Consider the following 19,803-nt stretch of genomic DNA (forward strand, 5'->3'; position numbering starts at 1 on the left):
GCATGAAGATCAAGAAGGGCGACCTGGTCCAGGTCATCACCGGTAAGGACAAGGGCAAGCAGGGCAAGGTCATCGCGGCCTTCCCCCGCGAGGACCGCGTCCTGGTCGAGGGTGTCAACCGGGTCAAGAAGCACACCAAGGCCGGTCCGACCGCTCGCGGTTCGCAGGCCGGCGGCATCGTGACCACCGAGGCCCCGATCCACGTCTCCAACGTCCAGCTGGTCGTGGAGAAGGACGGCAACAAGGTCGTCACGCGCGTCGGTTACCGCTTCGACGACGAGGGCAACAAGGTTCGCGTTGCCAAGCGGACGGGTGAGGACATCTGATGGCTACCACCACCACTCCGCGTCTCAAGACGAAGTACCGCGAGGAGATCGCGGGCAAGCTGCGTGAGGAGTTCTCCTACGAGAACGTCATGCAGATCCCCGGCCTCGTGAAGATCGTGGTCAACATGGGTGTCGGCGACGCCGCCCGTGACTCGAAGCTGATCGAGGGCGCGATCCGCGACCTGACCACCATCACCGGTCAGAAGCCGGCCGTCACCAAGGCCCGCAAGTCCATCGCGCAGTTCAAGCTGCGTGAGGGTCAGCCGATCGGTGCCCACGTCACGCTCCGTGGCGACCGCATGTGGGAGTTCCTGGACCGCACCCTGTCGCTCGCGCTGCCGCGCATCCGCGACTTCCGCGGTCTGTCCCCCAAGCAGTTCGACGGCCGTGGCAACTACACCTTCGGTCTCACGGAGCAGGTCATGTTCCACGAGATCGACCAGGACAAGATCGACCGCACCCGGGGTATGGACATCACCGTGGTGACCACGGCGACCAACGACGCTGAGGGCCGCGCGCTCCTCCGTCACCTCGGCTTCCCCTTCAAGGAGGCGTGAGCGAGATGGCGAAGAAGGCTCTGATTGCCAAGGCTGCTCGCAAGCCCAAGTTCGGTGTCCGCGGCTACACGCGCTGCCAGCGCTGCGGCCGTCCGCACTCCGTCTACCGCAAGTTCGGCCTGTGCCGCGTGTGCCTTCGTGAGATGGCTCACCGTGGCGAGCTGCCGGGCGTGACCAAGAGCTCCTGGTAATCCGGTAATTCCGGGTTATTCAGACTCTCGGTAAGCAACTGGGTGGGCAGGGGCCCGGCTCCGCATGCCTTAGGCTTGTGGGGTTGGGCGTCTGTCGCCCCAAACGACTTACTACGCCGTAGGTCCACCGCGCCGCACCCGTCCCGTCTCGGATCGGGGAGAGGGATGGCGCACCAGGAAACCACGGCGAGAGAGGCCGAAGGCCAATTTATGACCATGACTGATCCGATCGCAGACATGCTTACGCGTCTGCGGAACGCGAACTCGGCGTACCACGACTCCGTGACGATGCCGGCGTCCAAGATCAAGTCTCACATCGCGGAGATCCTCCAGCAGGAGGGCTTCATCACCGGCTGGAAGACCGAGGACGCCGAGGTCGGCAAGAACCTCGTCCTCGAGCTGAAGTTCGGCCCGAACCGTGAGCGCTCCATCGCGGGCATCAAGCGGATCTCCAAGCCCGGTCTCCGGGTGTACGCGAAGTCCACCAACCTGCCCAAGGTGCTGGGTGGCCTCGGCGTGGCGATCATCTCCACGTCCCACGGGCTCCTCACCGACAAGCAGGCCGGCAAGAAGGGCGTAGGCGGAGAAGTCCTCGCCTACGTCTGGTAACGGAAGGGAACGGAGGAAACAGCTATGTCGCGCATCGGCAAGCTCCCCATCGCGGTTCCCGCCGGCGTGGACGTCACCATCGACGGCCGTACGGTCTCGGTCAAGGGCCCCAAGGGCTCGCTGACCCACACCGTCGTGGCGCCGATCGACATCGCCAAGGGTGAGGACGGCGTGCTGAACGTCACCCGCCCCAACGACGAGCGTCAGAGCAAGGCCCTGCACGGCCTGTCCCGCACGCTGGTGGCGAACATGATCACCGGCGTGACCCAGGGTTACGTGAAGAAGCTCGAGATCAGCGGTGTCGGTTACCGCGTGCTCGCCAAGGGTTCGAACCTGGAGTTCTCCCTCGGCTACAGCCACCCGATCCTGGTCGAGGCCCCCGAGGGCATCACCTTCAAGGTGGAGAACCCGACCCACTTCTCGGTCGAGGGCATCGACAAGCAGAAGGTCGGCGAGGTTGCGGCCAACATCCGCAAGCTGCGCAAGCCCGACCCGTACAAGGCCAAGGGCGTCAAGTACGAGGGCGAAGTCATCCGCCGCAAGGTCGGAAAGGCGGGTAAGTAAGCCATGGCATACGGACAGAAGATCCTCAAGGGCGACGCCTACAAGCGCGCCGCGATCAAGCGCCGCCACATCCGGATTCGCAAGAATCTCTCGGGTACGGCGGAGCGTCCCCGTCTGGTCGTTACCCGTTCGAACCGCCACATCGTGGCCCAGGTGATCGACGACATCAAGGGTCACACCCTGGCGTCGGCGTCCACCCTGGACACCTCGATCCGCGGTGGCGAGGCCGACAAGTCCGCGCAGGCCAAGCAGGTCGGCGCCCTGGTCGCCGAGCGCGCCAAGGCCGCCGGTGTCGAGGCCGTCGTGTTCGACCGTGGTGGCAACCAGTACGCCGGGCGCATCGCCGCCCTGGCGGACGCCGCCCGCGAAGCCGGGCTGAAGTTCTGAGCCGCCCGTCGCGGCAGCGACTGATGTCGCTGCGTAGCTACGGAAACGAAGAGAGGTAATTCCAATGGCTGGACCCCAGCGCCGCGGTGGCGGTGCCGGTGGCGGCGAGCGGCGGGACCGGAAGGGTCGCGACGGTGGCGCTGCCGCCGAGAAGACCGCGTACGTTGAGCGCGTTGTCGCGATCAACCGCGTCGCCAAGGTTGTAAAGGGTGGTCGTCGCTTCAGCTTCACCGCGCTGGTCGTGGTGGGCGACGGTGACGGCACCGTGGGTGTCGGATACGGCAAGGCCAAGGAGGTGCCGGCCGCCATCGCCAAGGGTGTTGAGGAGGCCAAGAAGCACTTCTTCAAGGTCCCCCGCATCCAGGGCACCATCCCGCACCCCATCCAGGGTGAGAAGGCTGCCGGCGTCGTGCTGCTCAAGCCCGCGTCCCCCGGTACCGGCGTTATCGCCGGTGGTCCGGTGCGCGCCGTGCTCGAGTGCGCCGGTATCCACGACGTGCTGTCGAAGTCGCTCGGCTCCGACAACCAGATCAACATCGTGCACGCGACCGTGGAGGCCCTCAAGGGCCTGCAGCGTCCCGAGGAGATCGCGGCCCGCCGTGGTCTGCCGCTCGAGGACGTCGCTCCCGCGGCTCTTCTCCGTGCACGTGCCGGGGCGGGTGCGTAATCATGGCGCAGCTCAAGATTACGCAGGTCAAGTCCTACATCGGCAGCAAGCAGAACCACCGTGACACCCTGCGCTCCCTTGGTCTCAAGGGCATCAACACGCAGGTCGTCAAGGAGGACCGCCCCGAGTTCCGCGGCATGGTGCACACCGTCCGCCACCTCGTGACGGTCGAGGAGGTCGACTGATCATGGCGGAGAACAACCCGCTCAAGATCCACAACCTCCGTCCCGCCCCGGGCGCCAAGACCGCCAAGACCCGTGTCGGTCGTGGTGAGGCGTCGAAGGGTAAGACGGCCGGTCGTGGTACGAAGGGTACGAAGGCCCGTTACCAGGTTCCGGAGCGCTTCGAGGGTGGCCAGATGCCCCTCCACATGCGCCTTCCGAAGCTGAAGGGCTTCAAGAACCCGTTCAAGACCGAGTTCCAGGTCGTGAACCTCGACAAGCTGGCCGCGCTGTACCCCGAGGGTGGCGAGGTCACCGTCGAGGGCCTGGTGGCCAAGGGTGCCGTTCGCAAGAACAGCCTCGTCAAGGTCCTCGGCCAGGGCGAGATCTCCGTGGCGCTGCAGGTGACGGTCGACGCCGTCTCCGGCTCCGCCAAGGAGAAGATCACCGCCGCCGGCGGTACCGTCACCGAGCTCGTCTGAACCACTCGGACGTGTCGATGACATGAGCGATCCCGACCGGGGATGCCCCACAAATGGGGTATCCCCGGTTGGTCGTTCCAAGGGGAGTGCTCCCGCCGGTAAGGTGGCCTGCGCTGCCCTCTTTCACGGGTGCGTCACATGAGGCACTCTTGACGGCGGTTCAGCGTTACTCCCTTAGCCGTCCACTTATCAGTCGTCAGTCGAACCTCAAGACCGTCACCCTTGACGCAGTAGCGCGGGGGTCGCAGGAGGCACCGTGCTCACCGCGTTCGCCCGGGCGTTCAAGACGCCCGACCTGCGCAAGAAGCTGCTCTTCACGCTCGGCATCATCGTGGTGTACCGACTCGGTACCCACATTCCCATTCCAGGCGTCGACTACAAGAACGTCCAGGAGTGCGTGGACCAGGCGTCCGGCAACCAGGGGCTCTTCGGCCTGGTCAACATGTTCAGCGGTGGCGCCCTGCTGCAGATCACGGTCTTCGCGCTCGGCATCATGCCGTACATCACGGCGAGCATCATTCTGCAGCTGCTGACCGTCGTGATCCCGCGCCTGGAAGCCCTCAAGAAGGAGGGCCAGGCCGGTACGGCGAAGATCACGCAGTACACCCGTTACCTGACCGTCGCGCTCGCCATCCTGCAGGGCACCGGCCTGGTGGCCACCGCCCGCAGCGGCGCCCTCTTCTCCGGCTGCACCGTCGCCGGTCAGATCGTGCCCGACCAGGCGATCTTCACCACCGTCGTCATGGTCATCACCATGACCGCCGGTACGGCCGTCGTCATGTGGCTCGGCGAGCTGATCACCGACCGCGGCATCGGCAACGGCATGTCGATCCTGATGTTCATCTCGATCGCCGCGACCTTCCCGTCCGCCCTGTGGGCCATCAAGAAGCAGGGCGAGCTGGCGGACGGCTGGATCGAGTTCGGCACGGTCATCCTCGTCGGCCTGGTCATGGTCGGCCTGGTGGTCTTCGTGGAGCAGGCCCAGCGCCGCATCCCCGTGCAGTACGCGAAGCGCATGATCGGCCGCCGCTCCTACGGCGGCACCTCGACGTACATCCCGCTCAAGGTGAACCAGGCGGGTGTCATCCCCGTCATCTTCGCCTCGTCGCTGCTCTACATCCCGGCACTGATCGTCCAGTTCTCGAACTCGACGGCGGGCTGGGCCACCTGGATCACGAAGAACCTCGCGGACACCGCGGCGACGCCGCACATCATCCTGTACTTCTTCCTGATCGTGTTCTTCGCCTTCTTCTACGTGGCCATCTCGTTCAACCCCGAGGAAGTCGCGGACAACATGAAGAAGTATGGTGGCTTCATCCCGGGCATCCGGGCTGGCCGACCGACCGCTGAGTATCTGAGCTACGTACTCAACCGGATCACCTGGCCGGGTTCGCTGTACTTGGGTCTGATCGCTCTCGTCCCGACAATGGCGTTGGCTGGTTTCGGGGCAAACCAGAACTTCCCGTTCGGCGGCACCAGCATCCTGATCATCGTGGGTGTCGGTCTCGAGACGGTGAAGCAGATCGAGAGCCAGCTCCAGCAGCGCAATTACGAAGGGTTCCTCCGCTGATGCGAATCGTCCTCGTCGGGCCTCCGGGTGCCGGAAAGGGAACGCAGGCCACCCGCCTTGCCGAGACGCTGCACATTCCGCACATCTCCACGGGCGACCTGTTCCGCGCGAACATCAGCCAGCAGACCGAACTGGGCAAGCTCGCGAAGTCCTACATGGACGCCGGCAATCTCGTGCCGGACGAGGTCACCATCGCCATGGCGAAGGACCGCATGGAGCAGCCCGACGCCGAGGGCGGCTTCCTGCTGGACGGCTTCCCGCGCAACGTCTCCCAGGCCGAGGCGCTGGACGAGCTGCTCGAGACCGAGGACATGAAGCTCGACGCGGTGCTGGACCTGGAGGCCCCGGAGGACGAGGTCGTCAAGCGGATCGCCGGCCGGCGCGTCTGCCGCAACGACTCGGCCCACGTCTTCCACGTGACGTACACCCCGCCGAAGAAGGTAGGCGTCTGCGACGTCTGCGGCGGCGAGCTGTACCAGCGGGACGACGACTCCGAGGAGACGGTCCGCAAGCGGCTCGAGGTCTACCACACGCAGACCGAGCCGATCATCGACTACTACAAGTCGCAGGGCCTGGTCGCCACCATCGCCGCGACGGGACCCGTGGACGAGGTCACCCGCCGTGCGCTGGAGGCGCTCAAGCGCGACCAGTAGTACTCCGCCCGGCTGCAGCCGCGGTTCCTCGCTCAGGGGGCCGCGGCTGTGCTGTGCGGCGGGACGGCCGCGCCCCGTATCGTGGAACCGCGTCCCCGTCCGCCCTGCCCTCCCTCTCTCCCCTCCCCGCCCTCCCCTTCTCCGGTCCAGTCCAGAAAGGCCGCAGCCCCCATGGTGCAGATCAAGAACCCCGAGCAGATCGCCAAGATGCGCGAGGCGGGGCTGGTCGTCGCCGCCATCCACGCGGCCACGCGCGAGGCCGCCGTGCCCGGCGCGACGACCAAGGACCTGGACCAGGTCGCCCGCAAGGTCCTCGCGGAGCACGACGCGAAGCCGAACTTCCTCGGGTACGGCGGCTTCCCCGCCACCATCTGCACCTCGGTGAACGAGGTCGTCGTCCACGGCATCCCGTCCGACGACGTGGTGCTCAAGGACGGCGACGTCATCTCCATCGACTGCGGCGCGATCATCGACGGCTGGCACGGCGACGCCGCCTACACGGCCTTCGTCGGCTCCGGTCACTCCCCGGAGCTGGTCGAGCTGTCCCGGGTGACCGAGGAGTCGATGTGGGCGGGCATCGCCGCCATGAAGCAGGGCAACCGCCTGGTGGACGTCTCCCGCGCCATCGAGACCTACATCCGCCGCCAGCCCAAGCCCGGCGGCGGCAAGTACGGGATCATCGAGGACTACGGCGGCCACGGCATCGGCACCGAGATGCACATGGACCCGCACCTGCTGAACTACGTCGACCGCCGCCGCGGCAAGGGCCCGAAGCTCGTCCCCGGCTTCTGCCTCGCCATCGAGCCGATGGTCTCCCTCGGCACCCCCCGCACCGAGGTCCTCTCCGACGAGTGGACGGTCATCACCACGGACGGCACCTGGTCCTCCCACTGGGAGCACTCGATCGCCCTCACGGACCAGGGCCCGCTGGTCCTGACGTCCCCCGACGGCGGCAGGGCCAAGCTGGCGGAGCTGGGAGTCACGGCTGCTCCCGACCCCCTTGCATAACGATCTCGCATCCGGGGCAGACTTCCTCGTTTCGCCTTTCCGGGTCCGCTGACGTAGACTGACTCGTCGGCTCCCGTGCACCCCCATGTCTTGAGGGTTGCAGGACGAGTCGATCAAGGTAGTCGATTCGAAGGGCGAAGCGTGGCCAAGAAGCAAGGTGCCATCGAGATCGAGGGCACTGTCGTCGAGTCTCTTCCGAACGCCATGTTCAAGGTCGAGCTCCAGAACGGCCACCAGGTCCTGGCACACATCAGCGGCAAGATGCGTATGCACTACATCCGCATCCTCCCTGACGACCGGGTCGTGGTGGAGCTGTCTCCGTACGACCTGACGCGTGGCCGGATCGTCTACCGGTACAAGTAGATCTTGCCCACGTCCCGCGTGTTCCGCGCGCGGGTCCGCCGGCAACTGACCCGGAGAACCTCACACCCATGAAGGTCAAGCCGAGCGTCAAGAAGATCTGCGACAAGTGCAGGGTGATCCGCCGTCACGGTCGGGTCATGGTCATCTGCGACAACCCGCGCCACAAGCAGCGCCAGGGCTGAAGCCTGACCGTTCCCTCCGCGATTCGCATGACTTCGCGCGACGCGAGCTGAACATGTTCATACGCAGGACCCGGGCGCCCAGGCGTCCGACACCCCCGGTTCGGAGGCCGGGGACCCGATACGTACCTCATACGGCGGCCGGGGACCGGTTCTGTGGAAGACCTCCGACAATCAACTGGAGCCATTGAATGGCACGCGTTTCCGGTGTTGACATCCCGCGCGAAAAGCGCGTCGAGATCGCCCTCACCTACGTGTTCGGCATCGGCCGGACCCTCTCGCAGCAGACGCTCGCCGCCACCGGCGTGGACCCGAACACCCGTGTTCGGGACCTCTCCGAGGAGCAGCTCGTCGCGATCCGCGAGTACGTCGACAACAACATCAAGACCGAGGGTGACCTCCGTCGCGAGGTGCAGGCCGACATCCGCCGCAAGGTCGAGATCGGCACCTACCAGGGTCTGCGCCACCGTCGCGGTCTGCCCGTCCGCGGTCAGCGCACCAGCACCAACGCCCGCACCCGCAAGGGCCCGCGTCGCGCCATCGCCGGCAAGAAGAAGCCGGGCAAGAAGTAGTCCGCAGCGGACTTCGCCGTCCAGCGGTCTTCGCTGTAGGACCGACCACCTCCCGTAGGAGAACGACATGCCCCCCAAGGGACGTCAGGGCGCTGCCAAGAAGGTGCGCCGCAAGGAAAAGAAGAACGTCGCTCACGGCCACGCGCACATCAAGAGCACGTTCAACAACACGATCGTGTCCATCACGGACCCGACCGGCAACGTGATCTCCTGGGCCTCCGCCGGCCACGTCGGCTTCAAGGGCTCCCGGAAGTCCACGCCGTTCGCCGCGCAGATGGCCGCCGAGTCGGCTGCCCGTCGCGCGCAGGAGCACGGCATGCGCAAGGTCGACGTCTTCGTCAAGGGCCCGGGTTCCGGTCGTGAGACCGCCATCCGCTCCCTGCAGGCGACCGGCCTCGAGGTCGGCTCCATCCAGGACGTCACGCCCACCCCGCACAACGGGTGCCGTCCGCCGAAGCGCCGTCGCGTCTGATCCCGCTTCACCGCGGCATCGCTTCATCGCTTCATCGCTTCACCAGGGTTTCCGGGCGGTACGGCTCTTTCGGGTCGTATCGCCCGTACCCTTGCAGTACTGGTCGGGCGTCAAATAGCGGGCGCCCCTGACTGAAGGATCACCACATGCTGATCGCTCAGCGTCCCTCGTTGACCGAAGAGGTCGTCGACGAGTTCCGCTCCCGGTTCGTCATCGAGCCGCTGGAGCCGGGCTTCGGCTACACCCTCGGCAACTCCCTCCGCCGCACCCTCCTCTCGTCGATCCCCGGCGCTGCTGTCACCAGCATCCGCATCGACGGTGTCCTGCACGAGTTCACCACCGTGCCGGGCGTCAAGGAGGACGTCACCGACCTGATCCTCAACATCAAGCAGCTGGTCGTCTCCTCGGAGCACGACGAGCCGGTCGTGATGTACCTGCGCAAGCAGGGCCCGGGTCTGGTCACCGCCGCCGACATCGCGCCCCCGGCCGGTGTCGAGGTGCACAACCCCGACCTCGTCCTCGCCACGCTCAACGGCAAGGGCAAGCTGGAGATGGAGCTGACCGTCGAGCGCGGTCGCGGCTACGTCTCCGCCGTGCAGAACAAGCAGGTCGGTCAGGAGATCGGGCGCATCCCGGTCGACTCGATCTACTCGCCGGTTCTCAAGGTCACGTACAAGGTCGAGGCCACGCGTGTCGAGCAGCGCACCGACTTCGACAAGCTGATCGTCGACGTCGAGACCAAGCAGGCCATGCGTCCGCGCGACGCCATGGCGTCGGCCGGCAAGACCCTGGTCGAGCTGTTCGGTCTCGCCCGCGAGCTGAACATCGACGCCGAGGGCATCGACATGGGTCCGTCCCCGACGGACGCCGCGCTCGCCGCCGATCTGGCGCTGCCGATCGAGGAGCTGGAGCTCACCGTTCGGTCGTACAACTGCCTCAAGCGCGAGGGCATCCACTCCGTGGGTGAGCTCGTGGCCCGTTCCGAGGCCGACCTGCTCGACATCCGCAACTTCGGTGCGAAGTCGATCGACGAGGTCAAGGCGAAGCTGGCCGGCATGGGCCTGGCCCTCAAGGACAGCCCGCCCGGATTCGACCCGACCGCCGCCGCGGACGCCTTCGGCGCCGACGACGACGCGGACGCCGGTTTCGTGGAGACCGAGCAGTACTGATCGGTACCACTTCCGGGGGCCTCGTGCAGGCCCCCGGATCTCCGACGGGCGACCGCCCGCTCGGATACTGACCCCGGTACCTGATACGGCCGGGGCAGACACCTAGGAGAAACACCATGCCGAAGCCCACCAAGGGTGCCCGTCTGGGCGGCAGTGCCGCGCACGAGAAGCTGCTCCTCGCGAACCTGGCGAAGAGCCTCTTCGAGCACGGCCGGATCACCACCACCGAGGCGAAGGCGCGCAAGCTGCGTCCGTACGCCGAGCGTCTGGTCACCAAGGCGAAGAAGGGCGACCTTCACAACCGCCGTCAGGTGCTCCAGGTGATCACGGACAAGAGCATCGTCCACACGCTCTTCACCGAGATCGGCCCGCGCTACGAGAACCGTCCCGGTGGCTACACCCGTATCACCAAGATCGGTAACCGCCGTGGCGACAACGCGCCCATGGCCGTCATCGAGCTGGTCGAGGCGCTGACCGTGGCGCAGCAGGCCACCGGCGAGGCCGAGGCCGCGACCAAGCGTGCGGCCAAGGACGCGGAGGGCTCCGCCGAGGTTTCCGAGGCCAAGGTCGACACGACCAAGGCCGACGACGAGGCTGCGGGCGAGGAGTCCAAGGACGCGTAAGCGTCTGCCGGGGGCTGTGCGACTGCGGCTGCGGGTTTCGCCGTGGCTTGTCGCGCAGTTCCCCGCGCCCCTTGAGGGTGTTTGCGGGTCCGTTTCTTTTCAGGAGCGGGCCCGCTTTCGTGTGGGTGAGAGGATCTCTGGGTGAGTGATGAAGTGCAGCCCGGTCATGTCCGTGTCCGTCTCGATCTCTCCTACGACGGGAGCGAGTTCTCCGGGTGGGCCAAGCAGGCCGGCGGGCGGCGGACCGTGCAGGGGGAGATCGAGGACGCGCTGCGGACCGTGACGCGGTCGCGGGAGACGTACGAGCTGACCGTGGCCGGGCGGACCGACGCCGGGGTGCACGCCCGGGGACAGGTCGCCCATGTCGATCTGCCGCGCGAGGTGTGGGCCGAGCACCACGTGAAGCTGCTCAAGCGGCTCGCGGGGCGGCTGCCCAGGGACGTGCGGGTCTGGGCGCTGCGCGAGGCGCCCAGCGGCTTCAACGCCCGCTTCTCGGCGGTCTGGCGGCGCTACGCCTACCGGGTCACCGACAACCCGGGCGGCGTCGACCCGCTGCTGCGCGGGCACGTGCTGTGGCACGACTGGCCGCTCGACGTGGGCGCCATGAACGAGGCCGCCCGCGGACTGCTGGGCGAGCACGACTTCGCCGCCTACTGCAAGAAGCGCGAGGGGGCGACCACCATCCGCACGTTGCAGGAGCTGAGTCTGGTGCGGGGCCAGGACGGGATCGTCACCGCGACCGTGCGGGCCGACGCCTTCTGCCACAACATGGTGCGCTCGCTGATCGGGGCGCTGCTGTTCGTCGGCGACGGGCACCGCGGGCCCGACTGGCCGGCCAAGGTGCTCGCCGCGGGCGTACGGGACTCGGCGGTGCACGTCGTACGGCCGCACGGGCTGACCCTTGAGGAGGTCGGTTACCCGGCCGACGAGCTGCTGGCCGCCCGGAACAGGGAGGCGCGCAACAAGCGGTCGCTGCCGGGAACCGGCTGCTGTTGACGGGGCGGGCGGTGGGCCGTCAGCCCGCCTCCGCCGCCGCCGACGCCTGGGTCTCACCGCGTCGCCGGATCTGCCGGAAGGTGAACTCGGCCAGGTCGTCACCGGCCCGGAACACGCCGGTGGACTTCTCCGTGACGTCCTTGGCACCGGTGAAGCCGGCGACCGTGAAGTAGGCGTAACGGCCGTAGGAGTTGGTGGTGGAGCGGCAGACGGCTCCGGTGCAGAAGGACTTGACGCCGCCGCCGGACAGGGAGCGCACGATGCTCTTCTTGTCGGCGTCCTTCTTGGCCTTCGCGGCCTGCGCCTCGGTGTCGAAGACGGCCACGCCGACCGTCACGGCGGTGTCGCCCTTGGTATAGGTGACGCGGATCAGGCGCGTGCACTTGTTGGCGTCGAGGACCTTCGGCAGGGTGCCCTGGACGGCGGAGCCGCAGGTGCGGGTGTCGGCCGTCGGGCCCTTCTTGTACACCGTCTCGCCCATGGTCAGCTGGGTCCCGGGGAAGAGCAGGTCCGGGCTGAGCGGGGCCTTGTCCTTCTTGACGCTGGAGACGAAGTCCTTCGGGTCCAGCGGCGGCGGGGCGCTGGTCGGGGCGAAGGACGGCTCGGTGGCCGTCGCGCTGGGTATCTCCGCGGTCGTGGGGAGCTGGGAGGAACCGCCGTCGGATGCCTGGTCGGAGCCGTTCGCCGAGACCACGGCCACCGCGACGGCACTGGCTATCGCCACGGTGGCCAGTGCGCCGCCGCCGATGAGGAACAGCCGGCGCCGCTTGGCACGGGCCTCGGAGGCCTCGGCGAGGGCAGCCCAGTCCGGCGTGTTGTCACTGTTCCCGCTGTTCCAGGGCTGCTGCGACTGCGGCTGCTGAGGCTGCTGCTGCGATTGCGGTGTCCAGGGATCCCACTGCGACTGAGGTCCCCCCTGCCCAAAGCTCATGGGCCGCATCTTAGACGGGCCGAGGGGCGTGCTGGTGCCGGGACTTGGGGGCGGTAGGGCCTAGCGTTCCGTGCATGCGGACGGGCAAAAGCGACATCTCCGGGTGGTTGGTGCGGCCGGCGGGAAGGCATCCGTGGGCGGTGCTCGGGACGGTGCTGGCGGCGTCCGCCGCGCACGCGGCGCGGACGACCTCGGACGGCGGGATGGACAACGCGATCGTCGTGCGGGCCGCCCGCACCTGGCTGGCCGGTGGCTCCCCGTACGACGACCCGCACTTCCTCTACCTGCCGAGCGCGGTCCTCGCCGCCGTGCCGGAGGCGGTGCTGCCCGGGGCCGTACTGCGGGTGCTGGTGCCGTGCGCGGTGACCGTCCTGCTGGCGCTGGCCTGGGCCTGCGCGCTGCGCCTGCACCGGGTGCCGCTGGGCAGCAGGCTCGCGGTCCTGGGGCTGACCGGGCTCGCGCTGGGCTTCGCGCCGTTCGGGCACCTGGTGCGGCTCGGCAACTGGACGGTGACCGCGACGGTGGCGCTGCCGCTGGCCCTGCTGCTGGCGAGCCGGGGGCGCTGGACGGGGGCGGGGGTGGTCATCGGGGCGGCCGTGGCGCTCAAGCCGCTGCTCGCGCCCGTCGTCCTGCTCTTCCTCTTCGCCGGGCGGTGGCGGGCGCTGCTCGCGGCCGTCCTGGTGCCCGCGCTGGCCTCCGCGGCGGCGGCGCTGGCGATGCCCGACCCGGCGGGCTTCTTCACCCGCACCCTGCCCTTCCTGCTGCACGGCGACGACGGCTTCGTACGGCTCTACGAGGCCTCCCCGGCGGCCGTACTGCCCCGGCTCGGGGTGCCGCCGGCGCTCGCGCAGGGGCTCGCGGTGGCGGCGGCCTCGGCCGGGGTGCTCTGCGCTTACCGGCGCTGGCGCCGCGCCGACCCCGGTCCGCTGCGGCTCGCGGAGACCGGCGCGGGGCTGATGCTCTCGGCGTTCCTCGTCTCCCGGCCGTCCTACGACCACTACCTCCTGGTCGCCCTGCCGCTGCTGCTGGCCGGCCTGCCGTACGCCGGGTCGGTGGCCCGCGGGGTGTGGTTCTGGATCGCCCTGGTGCCCCAGGCACCCGGGCTGACCTGGCCCTGGCTGGAGGGGGAGCGGCGGCGTGCCTTCCGCGACGCGTTCACGCTGTGCGTGCTCGCGGTGACGGTCGCCCGGCAGGCCCGGACCAGTCCGACGGGCGCCCGGGAGCGGGTGCCCCCGGGGCGTGCGCCGGAGCCGGAGCGCGCTCCGGCGGCCCCGTTTTGACCCGGCCGCCGGGGCCCGGGTATTCTGCACAGTCGTATGTGTATTGGCTTGCTCATTCTCACGTGAGGGGCCCTTACACCGGTCCACCGGGACCGATGACCAGCGACCTGCACGCGGTATGCGTCACCGCGGTGCGGTCAGGGCTGTCGTGATCGTCTTCGGTGACCATGTCAGGACCACTCACTGAAGAAGCGAAGGCTACGAACCGTGCGTACGTACAGCCCCAAGCCCGGCGATGTGACGCGCCAGTGGCACGTCATCGACGCCCAGGACGTCGTCCTGGGTCGTCTGGCCACCACTGCGGCCTCCATCCTGCGCGGCAAGCACAAGCCGATCTACGCGCCCCACGTCGACACCGGTGACTTCGTCATCATCATCAACGCCGACAAGGTGCACCTCTCCGGCAACAAGCGGACCCAGAAGATGGCGTACCGCCACTCCGGCTACCCGGGCGGTCTGCGCTCGGTGCGCTACGACGAGCTGCTGGACAAGAACCCGGAGAAGGCCGTCGAGAAGGCCATCAAGGGCATGCTCCCCAAGAACTCCCTGGGCCGTCAGATGCTCTCGAAGCTGAAGGTCTACAAGGGTGACCAGCACCCGCACGGCGCGCAGCAGCCGCAGCCGTTCGAGATCACCCAGGTCGCGCAGTAGTTCCGGCCACCCTTTAAGACTGAAGAGAATCTGAGGAGCATCGTGGCCGAGACCACTCCCGAGCAGCCGCTCGAAGAGATCGACATCGACAGCTACACCACCGAGTCCGAGGTGCCCGTCGAGGGCGAGTACACCTCGGAGTCGATGGCCTCCGCGTTCGGCGAGCCGCAGCCGGCCGCCGGCCTGGGCCGTCGCAAGAACGCCATCGCCCGCGTCCGGATCATCCCGGGCACCGGCAAGTGGAAGGTCAACGGGCGCACGCTCGAGGACTACTTCCCGAACAAGGTGCACCAGCAGGAAGTCAACGAGCCCTTCAAGGTGCTCGAGCTGGACAACCGCTACGACGTCATCGCCCGCATCTCCGGCGGCGGCGTCTCCGGTCAGGCCGGTGCGCTCCGTCTCGGTGTCGCCCGCGCGCTGAACGAGGCCGACGTGGACAACAACCGCGGCGCGCTCAAGAAGGCCGGTTACCTCAAGCGCGACGACCGTGCGGTCGAGCGCAAGAAGGCCGGTCTGAAGAAGGCCCGCAAGGCCCCGCAGTACAGCAAGCGCTAAGTCGTACCGGCTGGTACCGGCTGTACTCCGAACGCCCCGGCGGCACGCCACTGTGCTGCCGGGGCATTCGTTTATCCCTGCCGTTGGGCGTATAACGGCACAAGACGTTCTAAGGCTTATGTGATCGTTGGTCGGGCGATGCGTGCCCGGGTCTTCGGGAGCCGACTGCGTGGGCCGCGCTCTCGGCAGCCGCTTCGGCAGCCGCTCCCGGAATTGACGTTTCCTCAGGAGGACAAGTGGGACGACTCTTCGGCACGGACGGCGTGCGCGGCGTCGCCAACGCGGATCTGACGGCCGAGCTGGCGCTGGGCCTCTCCGTCGCCGCGGCGCACGTACTGGCCGAGGCGGGCACCTTCGCCGGGCACCGGGCGACCGCGGTGGTCGGCCGGGACCCACGTGCCTCCGGGGAGTTCCTGGAGGCCGCGGTGGTCGCGGGCCTCGCCAGCGCCGGTGTGGACGTGCTGCGGGTCGGCGTGCTGCCGACGCCCGCGGTGGCGCACCTCACGGGCGCGCTCGGCGCCGACCTCGGCGTGATGCTGTCCGCCAGCCACAACGCCATGCCCGACAACGGCATCAAGTTCTTCGCCCGCGGCGGCCACAAGCTCGCCGACGAGCTGGAGGACCGCATCGAGTCCGTCTACGCCGAGCACCGCACCGGCGCCCCCTGGGAGCGCCCGACCGGTGCCGGTGTCGGCCGCGTCCGGGACTACGACGAGGGGCTCGACCAGTACGTCGCCCACCTCGTCGGTGTCCTCCCGAACCGCCTCGACGGACTGAAGATCGTCCTCGACGAGGCGCACGGCGCGGCCTCCCGGGTCTCGCCGGAGGCGTTCGCGCGGGCCGGTGCCGAACTGGTCACCATCGGCGCGGTGCCCGACGGCCTGAACATCAACGACGGCTGCGGCTCCACCCACCTCGACCTGCTCAAGGCCGCCGTCGTCGAGCACGGCGCCGACCTGGGCATCGCCCACGACGGCGACGCGGACCGCTGCCTGGCCGTGGACCACACCGGTGCGGAGGTCGACGGCGACCAGATCCTCGCCGTGCTGTCCCTGGCGATGCGGGAGCGCGAGGCGCTGCGCTCGGACACCGTCGTCGCGACCGTCATGTCCAACCTGGGCTTCAAGCTCGCCATGGAGCGCGAGGGCATCCGGTTCGTGCAGACCGGGGTAGGCGACCGGTATGTCCTGGAGGAGATGAAGGAGCACGGCTACGCCCTCGGCGGCGAGCAGTCCGGCCACGTCATCATCCTCGACCACGCCACCACGGGTGACGGCACGCTGACCGGCCTGATGCTGGCGGCGCGGGTCGCGCAGACCGGGCGTTCGCTGCGGGACCTCGCGTCCGTGATGGAGCGGCTGCCGCAGGTGCTGGTGAATGTGCCGGACGTGGACAAGTCGCGGGTGAGCACCTCTGCCGAGCTGGCCGCAGCGGTGTCCGAGGCGGAGCGGGAGCTTGGCAGCACCGGGCGGGTGCTGCTGCGTCCCTCCGGGACGGAGCCTCTGGTGCGGGTGATGGTGGAAGCGGCGGATATCGAGCAGGCTCGGTCTGTGGCGGGGCGGTTGGCCGATTCGGTGAAGTCTGCGCTCGGTTAGTTCTTGGTGCCGGGTTCGGGGTGGGGGGTTCTGTGTGGTGCGGGCTGCGGCGCCGTCGTGGCTTGTCGCGCAGTTCCCCGCGCCCCTTCAGGGCATGGCCCCGCTCGGCGTCGGAAACTGATGCCCCCTCAGGGCGCTTCCGGCTTCGTCAGTCGTGAGCGCTGGGTTGCCCACAACGCCTTCTGGGCCAGCAGAGTCAGGGTTCCGGCGACCACGATGCCTGCCAGGTTGAGCAGGAGTTGTTCGGTGGAGCCCACCGTCTGGTTGGTGTCGCCGAAGCTCAGGGCGACGGCGGCGTTCGCGGCCGCCGGGACCGTGGTGACGGAGATGGCGACGCCCACCAGGGCGCCGGACTTCGCCGAGGTGAGGGACAGCGTGCCCGCGATGCCGGCGAGGACCGCCACCACGAAGGAGAACGCGTCGGGGGCGTAGACGAAGCCGGTGTTGGGGCGGTCGCCCTCCAGCTTGCCCTCGCTGAACTGGCCGAACTCGGTCATGATCCAGCTGAAGCCCACCGTCACCGCCATCGCCACGGCGAAGCCCACCAGCAGGGCGATCGCCGAGCGCAGGGCGAGCCGCGGGGCCCGCTGGACGACCGCCGTGCAGATCCCGGCCAGCGGGCCGAACTCCGGGCCGACCGCCATCGCGCCCACGATCAGGATCGCGTTGTCGAGGACGACACCGCAGGCCGCGATCATCGTGGCGAGCGTGATGAAGGCGACGTAGGTGATGGAGAGCGTCGACTCCTCGTGCGTCGCCTCCTCCAACTGCTCCCACAGCACCGCGTCGGCGGCCTCGCCGGGCGCGTCCCGCTCCGCCTGGTCGGCGCGCTCGGACAACGACAGGTCGATGTTCTCGGCGGTGATGGCGCCGCAGCTGTCGATGCCCAACGCCCTCAGGCCGTTGATGAGTTCGTCCCCGGCCTCGCGGGCCACGTCGCACATGACGACGTCGCCCTCGGGTTCGCGGGCGGCGCCCGGCAGGACGACGAGGTGGGTGGTGCCGACCGTACGGTCGATCAGGCGGACCGCCTCGTCGGTGCGGTCGGCCGGAGTGATCAGGCGCAGATGCAGCATCCGGTATTTCTATCGCGCCGCCCGCCCCGTACGCGCCGCCCGCCTCACAGCTTGCGCAGGCTCAGGCGCTGGACCTTGTGGTCGGGGCCCTTGCGCAGCACCAGGGTGGCCCGGCCCCGGGTGGGGGCCACGTTCTCCACCAGGTTGGGCTTGTTGATGGTGCGCCAGGTGGTGCGGGCGTAGTCGAGGGCCTCCTCCTCCGACACCTGCGTGTACTTGCGGAAGTACGAGGACGGGTTCTGGAAGGCGGTCGCGCGCAGCTTGCGGAAGCGGTTGAGGTACCAGCGCTCGATGTCCTCGGTGCGCGCGTCGACGTACACGCTGAAGTCGAAGTAGTCGGCGAGTCCGACCCTGGTGCGGCCGTCCTTGCCGGGCAGCGCGGGCTGGAGCACGTTGAGGCCCTCGACGATCAGGATGTCGGGGCGGCGGACGACGAGCCGCTGGTCGGGGACGATGTCGTAGATCAGGTGGGAGTAGACCGGGGCGGTCACCTCCGCCTTGCCCGCCTTGATGTCGGCGACGAACCGGGTGAGCGCCCGGCGGTCGTACGACTCGGGGAAACCTTTCCGCGTCATCAGGCCGCGCGCCTCCAGCTCCCGCGTCGGCAGCAGGAACCCGTCGGTGGTGACCAGCTCCACGCGCGGGTGCTCGGGCCAGCGGGAGAGCAGCGCCTGGAGCAGGCGGGCGACGGTGGACTTGCCGACCGCGACCGAGCCGGCGACCCCTATGACGAAGGGGGTGCCGGACTGGGAGCCCTGCTCGCCGAGGAAGGTGTTCAGCGCGCCGCGCAGGCCGTCGGTGGCGCCGACGTAGAGGTTGAGGAGCCGGGACAGCGGGAGGTAGATGTCCCGCACCTCGTCGAGGTCGATGACGTCGCCGAGGCCGCGCAGCTTCTCGACCTCCTCGGCGGTCAGCGGCAGCGGCGTCTTGTCGCGCAGCGCGCTCCACTCGGGGCGGGTGAGGTCGACGTAGGGAGTCGCCTCCGGCCGCTGCCGGTGGGCGCTCCGGGGAATCGAGGGGACCGGAGAGATCACAGTCCATTGTTAACGGAGTACGAACGGAGCGGCAGGTGGGGTGCGTCACGCTCCGGGGAGATCACGGTCGGGTCTCGGGTGACCGGTTATCGATCGTACGTGCGAACGCTCTGGGTAAGGTGCGGGCAAAGTCGACCGGATCTCATCACCGGCGTCGACGTGACTCGACAGATCCCGACGCGAGTCGACATCCCCTGAAGTGAACCGACGAAAGAGTACTGCCGTGAGTTCGACCGCTGTCCGCCGTACCGCCCTCGCGGCCTCCGCCGCCGCCCTGGCCCTGCTCGTCACCGCCTGCGGCGGGTCCTCCGACGACGACTCCGCGGCCGGTGACGACAAGGCGAAGGCTGAGCAGTCCGCCCCGGCGGAGGGCGCCGAAGAGTCCGCGCCGGCGGGCGAGGGGGCGGGCAAGGCGCTGACCGCCGCCGAACTGGAGAAGGTCGCCCTCGCCCAGGCCGACGTCAAGAACGGCGAGGTCGCCACCGAACTGTCGGCGGACGACAAGGTGGTCAAGGACAAGATCTCGGCGGACAACGAGGCCTGTCTGCCGCTCGTCTACGTCCAGGGCGCGGTGGCCCAGGGCGAGCCGGCGGCGGACGTGCAACGCTCCTGGCAGGGCCAGTCGGAGTCGCCCTCCGAGAGCAAGGGCCCGGACGGTCAGGACATGACCGAGATCGACGTGAACGAGATCCTGCTCAACGTCGCCTCCTACGCGGGCGGCGGCGCCGAGCAGGCGGTGGCGGGGCTGAAGACGGCCGTCGAGAAGTGCGCGGGCGGCTTCGAGGCCACCGTGGGCAGCGACAAGATGCGGGTCACCGAGGTGAGCGGCCTGGACCGGCTCAAGGGCGGTGACGAAGGGTTCACCGTCAACGTCGGTGTGGCCACCGGCGGGGACAGCAGCGGGCTCATGAAGCTCGTCGTGGTCCGCAAGGGCACCACCCTGGCCACCTTCGGCGCCGTCAACCTCTCCTCGATGATGACCGGCGCGGAATTCGAGGTTCCCGCCGAGGTCGTCGACGCGCAGGTGGCCAAGCTCGGCTGAGGTCCGGCCCGCGGGCGGCGTTCGTACCCCGGTGGGAATTTCCGATATCGGGCACGGGAAGCCCGCTTTGCGGCCGCCGCACGGCCGTTC

27 protein-coding genes are annotated in these 19,803 nt (G+C 68.6%); 24 read left to right on the forward strand and 3 right to left on the reverse strand.

Annotated features, from left to right (window positions below):
- Nucleotides 1-2 precede the first annotated feature (2 nt).
- The 19 genes from rplX to truA all read left to right on the forward strand — a co-directional run bounded on the left by rplX (nt 3) and on the right by truA (nt 11,549).
- Nucleotides 3-326: a 50S ribosomal protein L24 gene (gene rplX, locus ACH4D3_RS16235; protein WP_003974256.1), complete on the forward strand. Its 324-nt coding sequence runs from the start codon at nt 3-5 to the stop codon at nt 324-326.
- Nucleotides 326-883, forward strand: a complete 558-nt coding sequence (gene rplE, locus ACH4D3_RS16240) for a 50S ribosomal protein L5 (RefSeq protein WP_003974255.1) — start codon at nt 326-328, stop codon at nt 881-883. The genes rplX and rplE overlap by 1 nt, the downstream gene beginning before the upstream one ends.
- A gap of 5 nt (nt 884-888) precedes the next feature.
- Entirely contained in the window at nt 889-1,074 is a 186-nt protein-coding gene (locus ACH4D3_RS16245) for a type Z 30S ribosomal protein S14 (protein ID WP_003948630.1), read from the forward strand.
- A 210-nt stretch (nt 1,075-1,284) separates the two neighbouring features.
- Nucleotides 1,285-1,683, forward strand: a complete 399-nt coding sequence (gene rpsH, locus ACH4D3_RS16250) for a 30S ribosomal protein S8 (protein WP_026248232.1) — start codon at nt 1,285-1,287, stop codon at nt 1,681-1,683.
- A 24-nt stretch (nt 1,684-1,707) separates the two neighbouring features.
- A complete protein-coding gene (gene rplF, locus ACH4D3_RS16255) occupies nt 1,708-2,247 on the forward strand; it encodes a 50S ribosomal protein L6 (protein WP_003974253.1) in 540 nt (179 codons plus the stop codon).
- 3 nt (nt 2,248-2,250) lie between these two features.
- Nucleotides 2,251-2,634, forward strand: coding sequence for a 50S ribosomal protein L18 (gene rplR / locus ACH4D3_RS16260; RefSeq protein WP_003974252.1), 384 nt, complete (start codon nt 2,251-2,253; stop codon nt 2,632-2,634).
- Between the two features lie 64 nt (nt 2,635-2,698).
- Nucleotides 2,699-3,301, forward strand: coding sequence for a 30S ribosomal protein S5 (gene rpsE, locus ACH4D3_RS16265; protein ID WP_031041540.1), 603 nt, complete (start codon nt 2,699-2,701; stop codon nt 3,299-3,301).
- 2 nt (nt 3,302-3,303) lie between these two features.
- Nucleotides 3,304-3,486 (forward strand): 50S ribosomal protein L30, encoded by a 183-nt coding sequence (gene rpmD / locus ACH4D3_RS16270; protein WP_003974250.1) that lies wholly within the window; start codon nt 3,304-3,306, stop codon nt 3,484-3,486.
- Nucleotides 3,487-3,488: 2 nt separating this feature from the next.
- Nucleotides 3,489-3,944: a 50S ribosomal protein L15 gene (gene rplO / locus ACH4D3_RS16275; RefSeq protein ID WP_003974249.1), complete on the forward strand. Its 456-nt coding sequence runs from the start codon at nt 3,489-3,491 to the stop codon at nt 3,942-3,944.
- A 256-nt stretch (nt 3,945-4,200) separates the two neighbouring features.
- Nucleotides 4,201-5,514 (forward strand): preprotein translocase subunit SecY, encoded by a 1,314-nt coding sequence (gene secY / locus ACH4D3_RS16280; RefSeq protein ID WP_398322254.1) that lies wholly within the window; start codon nt 4,201-4,203, stop codon nt 5,512-5,514.
- Complete coding sequence (locus ACH4D3_RS16285; protein WP_398322257.1) at nt 5,514-6,167, forward strand: adenylate kinase; 654 nt, start codon at nt 5,514-5,516, stop codon at nt 6,165-6,167. Before secY ends, ACH4D3_RS16285 begins: the two co-directional genes overlap by 1 nt.
- A gap of 171 nt (nt 6,168-6,338) precedes the next feature.
- Nucleotides 6,339-7,175 (forward strand): type I methionyl aminopeptidase, encoded by an 837-nt coding sequence (gene map / locus ACH4D3_RS16290; protein ID WP_398322260.1) that lies wholly within the window; start codon nt 6,339-6,341, stop codon nt 7,173-7,175.
- Between the two features lie 141 nt (nt 7,176-7,316).
- Entirely contained in the window at nt 7,317-7,538 is a 222-nt protein-coding gene (gene infA, locus ACH4D3_RS16295; protein ID WP_003948620.1) for a translation initiation factor IF-1, read from the forward strand.
- Between the two features lie 68 nt (nt 7,539-7,606).
- Nucleotides 7,607-7,720, forward strand: a complete 114-nt coding sequence (rpmJ, locus tag ACH4D3_RS16300) for a 50S ribosomal protein L36 (protein ID WP_003974245.1) — start codon at nt 7,607-7,609, stop codon at nt 7,718-7,720.
- Nucleotides 7,721-7,908: 188 nt separating this feature from the next.
- The gene (gene rpsM, locus ACH4D3_RS16305) at nt 7,909-8,289 is read left to right on the forward strand and encodes a 30S ribosomal protein S13 (RefSeq protein ID WP_003974244.1); all 381 of its coding nucleotides are present in this window, start codon (nt 7,909-7,911) and stop codon (nt 8,287-8,289) included.
- A gap of 67 nt (nt 8,290-8,356) precedes the next feature.
- On the forward strand, nt 8,357-8,761 hold the full coding sequence (gene rpsK, locus ACH4D3_RS16310; protein ID WP_003948617.1) for a 30S ribosomal protein S11: 405 nt from the start codon (nt 8,357-8,359) through the stop codon (nt 8,759-8,761).
- 146 nt (nt 8,762-8,907) lie between these two features.
- Nucleotides 8,908-9,930, forward strand: a complete 1,023-nt coding sequence (locus ACH4D3_RS16315) for a DNA-directed RNA polymerase subunit alpha (RefSeq protein ID WP_003966937.1) — start codon at nt 8,908-8,910, stop codon at nt 9,928-9,930.
- 116 nt (nt 9,931-10,046) lie between these two features.
- Nucleotides 10,047-10,553 carry a 50S ribosomal protein L17 gene (gene rplQ / locus ACH4D3_RS16320; RefSeq protein ID WP_398322264.1) on the forward strand — a complete coding sequence of 169 codons (507 nt, stop codon included), beginning with the start codon at nt 10,047-10,049 and terminating at the stop codon, nt 10,551-10,553.
- 141 nt (nt 10,554-10,694) lie between these two features.
- Nucleotides 10,695-11,549, forward strand: coding sequence for a tRNA pseudouridine(38-40) synthase TruA (gene truA / locus ACH4D3_RS16325; protein WP_398322267.1), 855 nt, complete (start codon nt 10,695-10,697; stop codon nt 11,547-11,549).
- 19 nt (nt 11,550-11,568) lie between these two features.
- On the opposite strand, the gene ACH4D3_RS16330 is transcribed toward truA, so the two are convergent.
- Nucleotides 11,569-12,480: a hypothetical protein gene (locus tag ACH4D3_RS16330; RefSeq protein WP_398322270.1), complete on the reverse strand. Its 912-nt coding sequence runs from the start codon at nt 12,478-12,480 to the stop codon at nt 11,569-11,571.
- 74 nt (nt 12,481-12,554) lie between these two features.
- Between ACH4D3_RS16330 and ACH4D3_RS16335 the strand changes: the two genes are divergently transcribed.
- The 4 genes from ACH4D3_RS16335 (at nt 12,555) to glmM (ending at nt 16,561) form a co-directional block, all read left to right on the forward strand.
- Nucleotides 12,555-13,760, forward strand: coding sequence for a glycosyltransferase family 87 protein (locus ACH4D3_RS16335; protein WP_398322273.1), 1,206 nt, complete (start codon nt 12,555-12,557; stop codon nt 13,758-13,760).
- Nucleotides 13,761-13,967: 207 nt separating this feature from the next.
- Complete coding sequence (gene rplM, locus ACH4D3_RS16340) at nt 13,968-14,411, forward strand: 50S ribosomal protein L13 (protein WP_003974239.1); 444 nt, start codon at nt 13,968-13,970, stop codon at nt 14,409-14,411.
- Between the two features lie 42 nt (nt 14,412-14,453).
- Nucleotides 14,454-14,966: a 30S ribosomal protein S9 gene (gene rpsI, locus ACH4D3_RS16345; RefSeq protein ID WP_398322276.1), complete on the forward strand. Its 513-nt coding sequence runs from the start codon at nt 14,454-14,456 to the stop codon at nt 14,964-14,966.
- 236 nt (nt 14,967-15,202) lie between these two features.
- Nucleotides 15,203-16,561 (forward strand): phosphoglucosamine mutase, encoded by a 1,359-nt coding sequence (gene glmM, locus ACH4D3_RS16350; RefSeq protein ID WP_398322279.1) that lies wholly within the window; start codon nt 15,203-15,205, stop codon nt 16,559-16,561.
- A gap of 128 nt (nt 16,562-16,689) precedes the next feature.
- Here the strand turns inward: glmM and ACH4D3_RS16355 are convergent, their stop codons facing one another.
- Nucleotides 16,690-17,637: a DUF389 domain-containing protein gene (locus ACH4D3_RS16355; RefSeq protein ID WP_398322282.1), complete on the reverse strand. Its 948-nt coding sequence runs from the start codon at nt 17,635-17,637 to the stop codon at nt 16,690-16,692.
- A gap of 44 nt (nt 17,638-17,681) precedes the next feature.
- Complete coding sequence (coaA, locus tag ACH4D3_RS16360; RefSeq protein ID WP_398322285.1) at nt 17,682-18,671, reverse strand: type I pantothenate kinase; 990 nt, start codon at nt 18,669-18,671, stop codon at nt 17,682-17,684.
- 223 nt (nt 18,672-18,894) lie between these two features.
- On the opposite strand from coaA, the gene ACH4D3_RS16365 reads away from it, so the two are divergent.
- On the forward strand, nt 18,895-19,713 hold the full coding sequence (locus ACH4D3_RS16365) for a hypothetical protein (protein WP_398322288.1): 819 nt from the start codon (nt 18,895-18,897) through the stop codon (nt 19,711-19,713).
- The last annotated feature ends 90 nt before the right edge of the window (nt 19,714-19,803 follow it).

Source organism: Streptomyces sp. NPDC018026 (assembly GCF_044327745.1).
GTDB lineage: Bacteria > Actinomycetota > Actinomycetes > Streptomycetales > Streptomycetaceae > Streptomyces > Streptomyces rubrogriseus.

What these genes read in the sequence shown, in the direction of transcription:
- rplX (WP_003974256.1), top strand. Translation starts at nt 3, where the DNA reads ATGAAGATCAAGAAGGGCGACCTGGTCCAGGTCATCACCGGTAAGGAC.
- rplE (WP_003974255.1), top strand. Translation starts at nt 326, where the DNA reads ATGGCTACCACCACCACTCCGCGTCTCAAGACGAAGTACCGCGAGGAG.
- ACH4D3_RS16245 (WP_003948630.1), top strand. Translation starts at nt 889, where the DNA reads ATGGCGAAGAAGGCTCTGATTGCCAAGGCTGCTCGCAAGCCCAAGTTC.
- rpsH (WP_026248232.1), top strand. Translation starts at nt 1,285, where the DNA reads ATGACCATGACTGATCCGATCGCAGACATGCTTACGCGTCTGCGGAAC.
- rplF (WP_003974253.1), top strand. Translation starts at nt 1,708, where the DNA reads ATGTCGCGCATCGGCAAGCTCCCCATCGCGGTTCCCGCCGGCGTGGAC.
- rplR (WP_003974252.1), top strand. Translation starts at nt 2,251, where the DNA reads ATGGCATACGGACAGAAGATCCTCAAGGGCGACGCCTACAAGCGCGCC.
- rpsE (WP_031041540.1), top strand. Translation starts at nt 2,699, where the DNA reads ATGGCTGGACCCCAGCGCCGCGGTGGCGGTGCCGGTGGCGGCGAGCGG.
- rpmD (WP_003974250.1), top strand. Translation starts at nt 3,304, where the DNA reads ATGGCGCAGCTCAAGATTACGCAGGTCAAGTCCTACATCGGCAGCAAG.
- rplO (WP_003974249.1), top strand. Translation starts at nt 3,489, where the DNA reads ATGGCGGAGAACAACCCGCTCAAGATCCACAACCTCCGTCCCGCCCCG.
- ACH4D3_RS16285 (WP_398322257.1), top strand. Translation starts at nt 5,514, where the DNA reads ATGCGAATCGTCCTCGTCGGGCCTCCGGGTGCCGGAAAGGGAACGCAG.
- map (WP_398322260.1), top strand. Translation starts at nt 6,339, where the DNA reads ATGGTGCAGATCAAGAACCCCGAGCAGATCGCCAAGATGCGCGAGGCG.
- rpmJ (WP_003974245.1), top strand. Translation starts at nt 7,607, where the DNA reads ATGAAGGTCAAGCCGAGCGTCAAGAAGATCTGCGACAAGTGCAGGGTG.
- rpsM (WP_003974244.1), top strand. Translation starts at nt 7,909, where the DNA reads ATGGCACGCGTTTCCGGTGTTGACATCCCGCGCGAAAAGCGCGTCGAG.
- rpsK (WP_003948617.1), top strand. Translation starts at nt 8,357, where the DNA reads ATGCCCCCCAAGGGACGTCAGGGCGCTGCCAAGAAGGTGCGCCGCAAG.
- ACH4D3_RS16315 (WP_003966937.1), top strand. Translation starts at nt 8,908, where the DNA reads ATGCTGATCGCTCAGCGTCCCTCGTTGACCGAAGAGGTCGTCGACGAG.
- rplQ (WP_398322264.1), top strand. Translation starts at nt 10,047, where the DNA reads ATGCCGAAGCCCACCAAGGGTGCCCGTCTGGGCGGCAGTGCCGCGCAC.
- ACH4D3_RS16330 (WP_398322270.1), bottom strand. Translation starts at nt 12,480, where the DNA reads ATGAGCTTTGGGCAGGGGGGACCTCAGTCGCAGTGGGATCCCTGGACA.
- ACH4D3_RS16335 (WP_398322273.1), top strand. Translation starts at nt 12,555, where the DNA reads ATGCGGACGGGCAAAAGCGACATCTCCGGGTGGTTGGTGCGGCCGGCG.
- ACH4D3_RS16355 (WP_398322282.1), bottom strand. Translation starts at nt 17,637, where the DNA reads ATGCTGCATCTGCGCCTGATCACTCCGGCCGACCGCACCGACGAGGCG.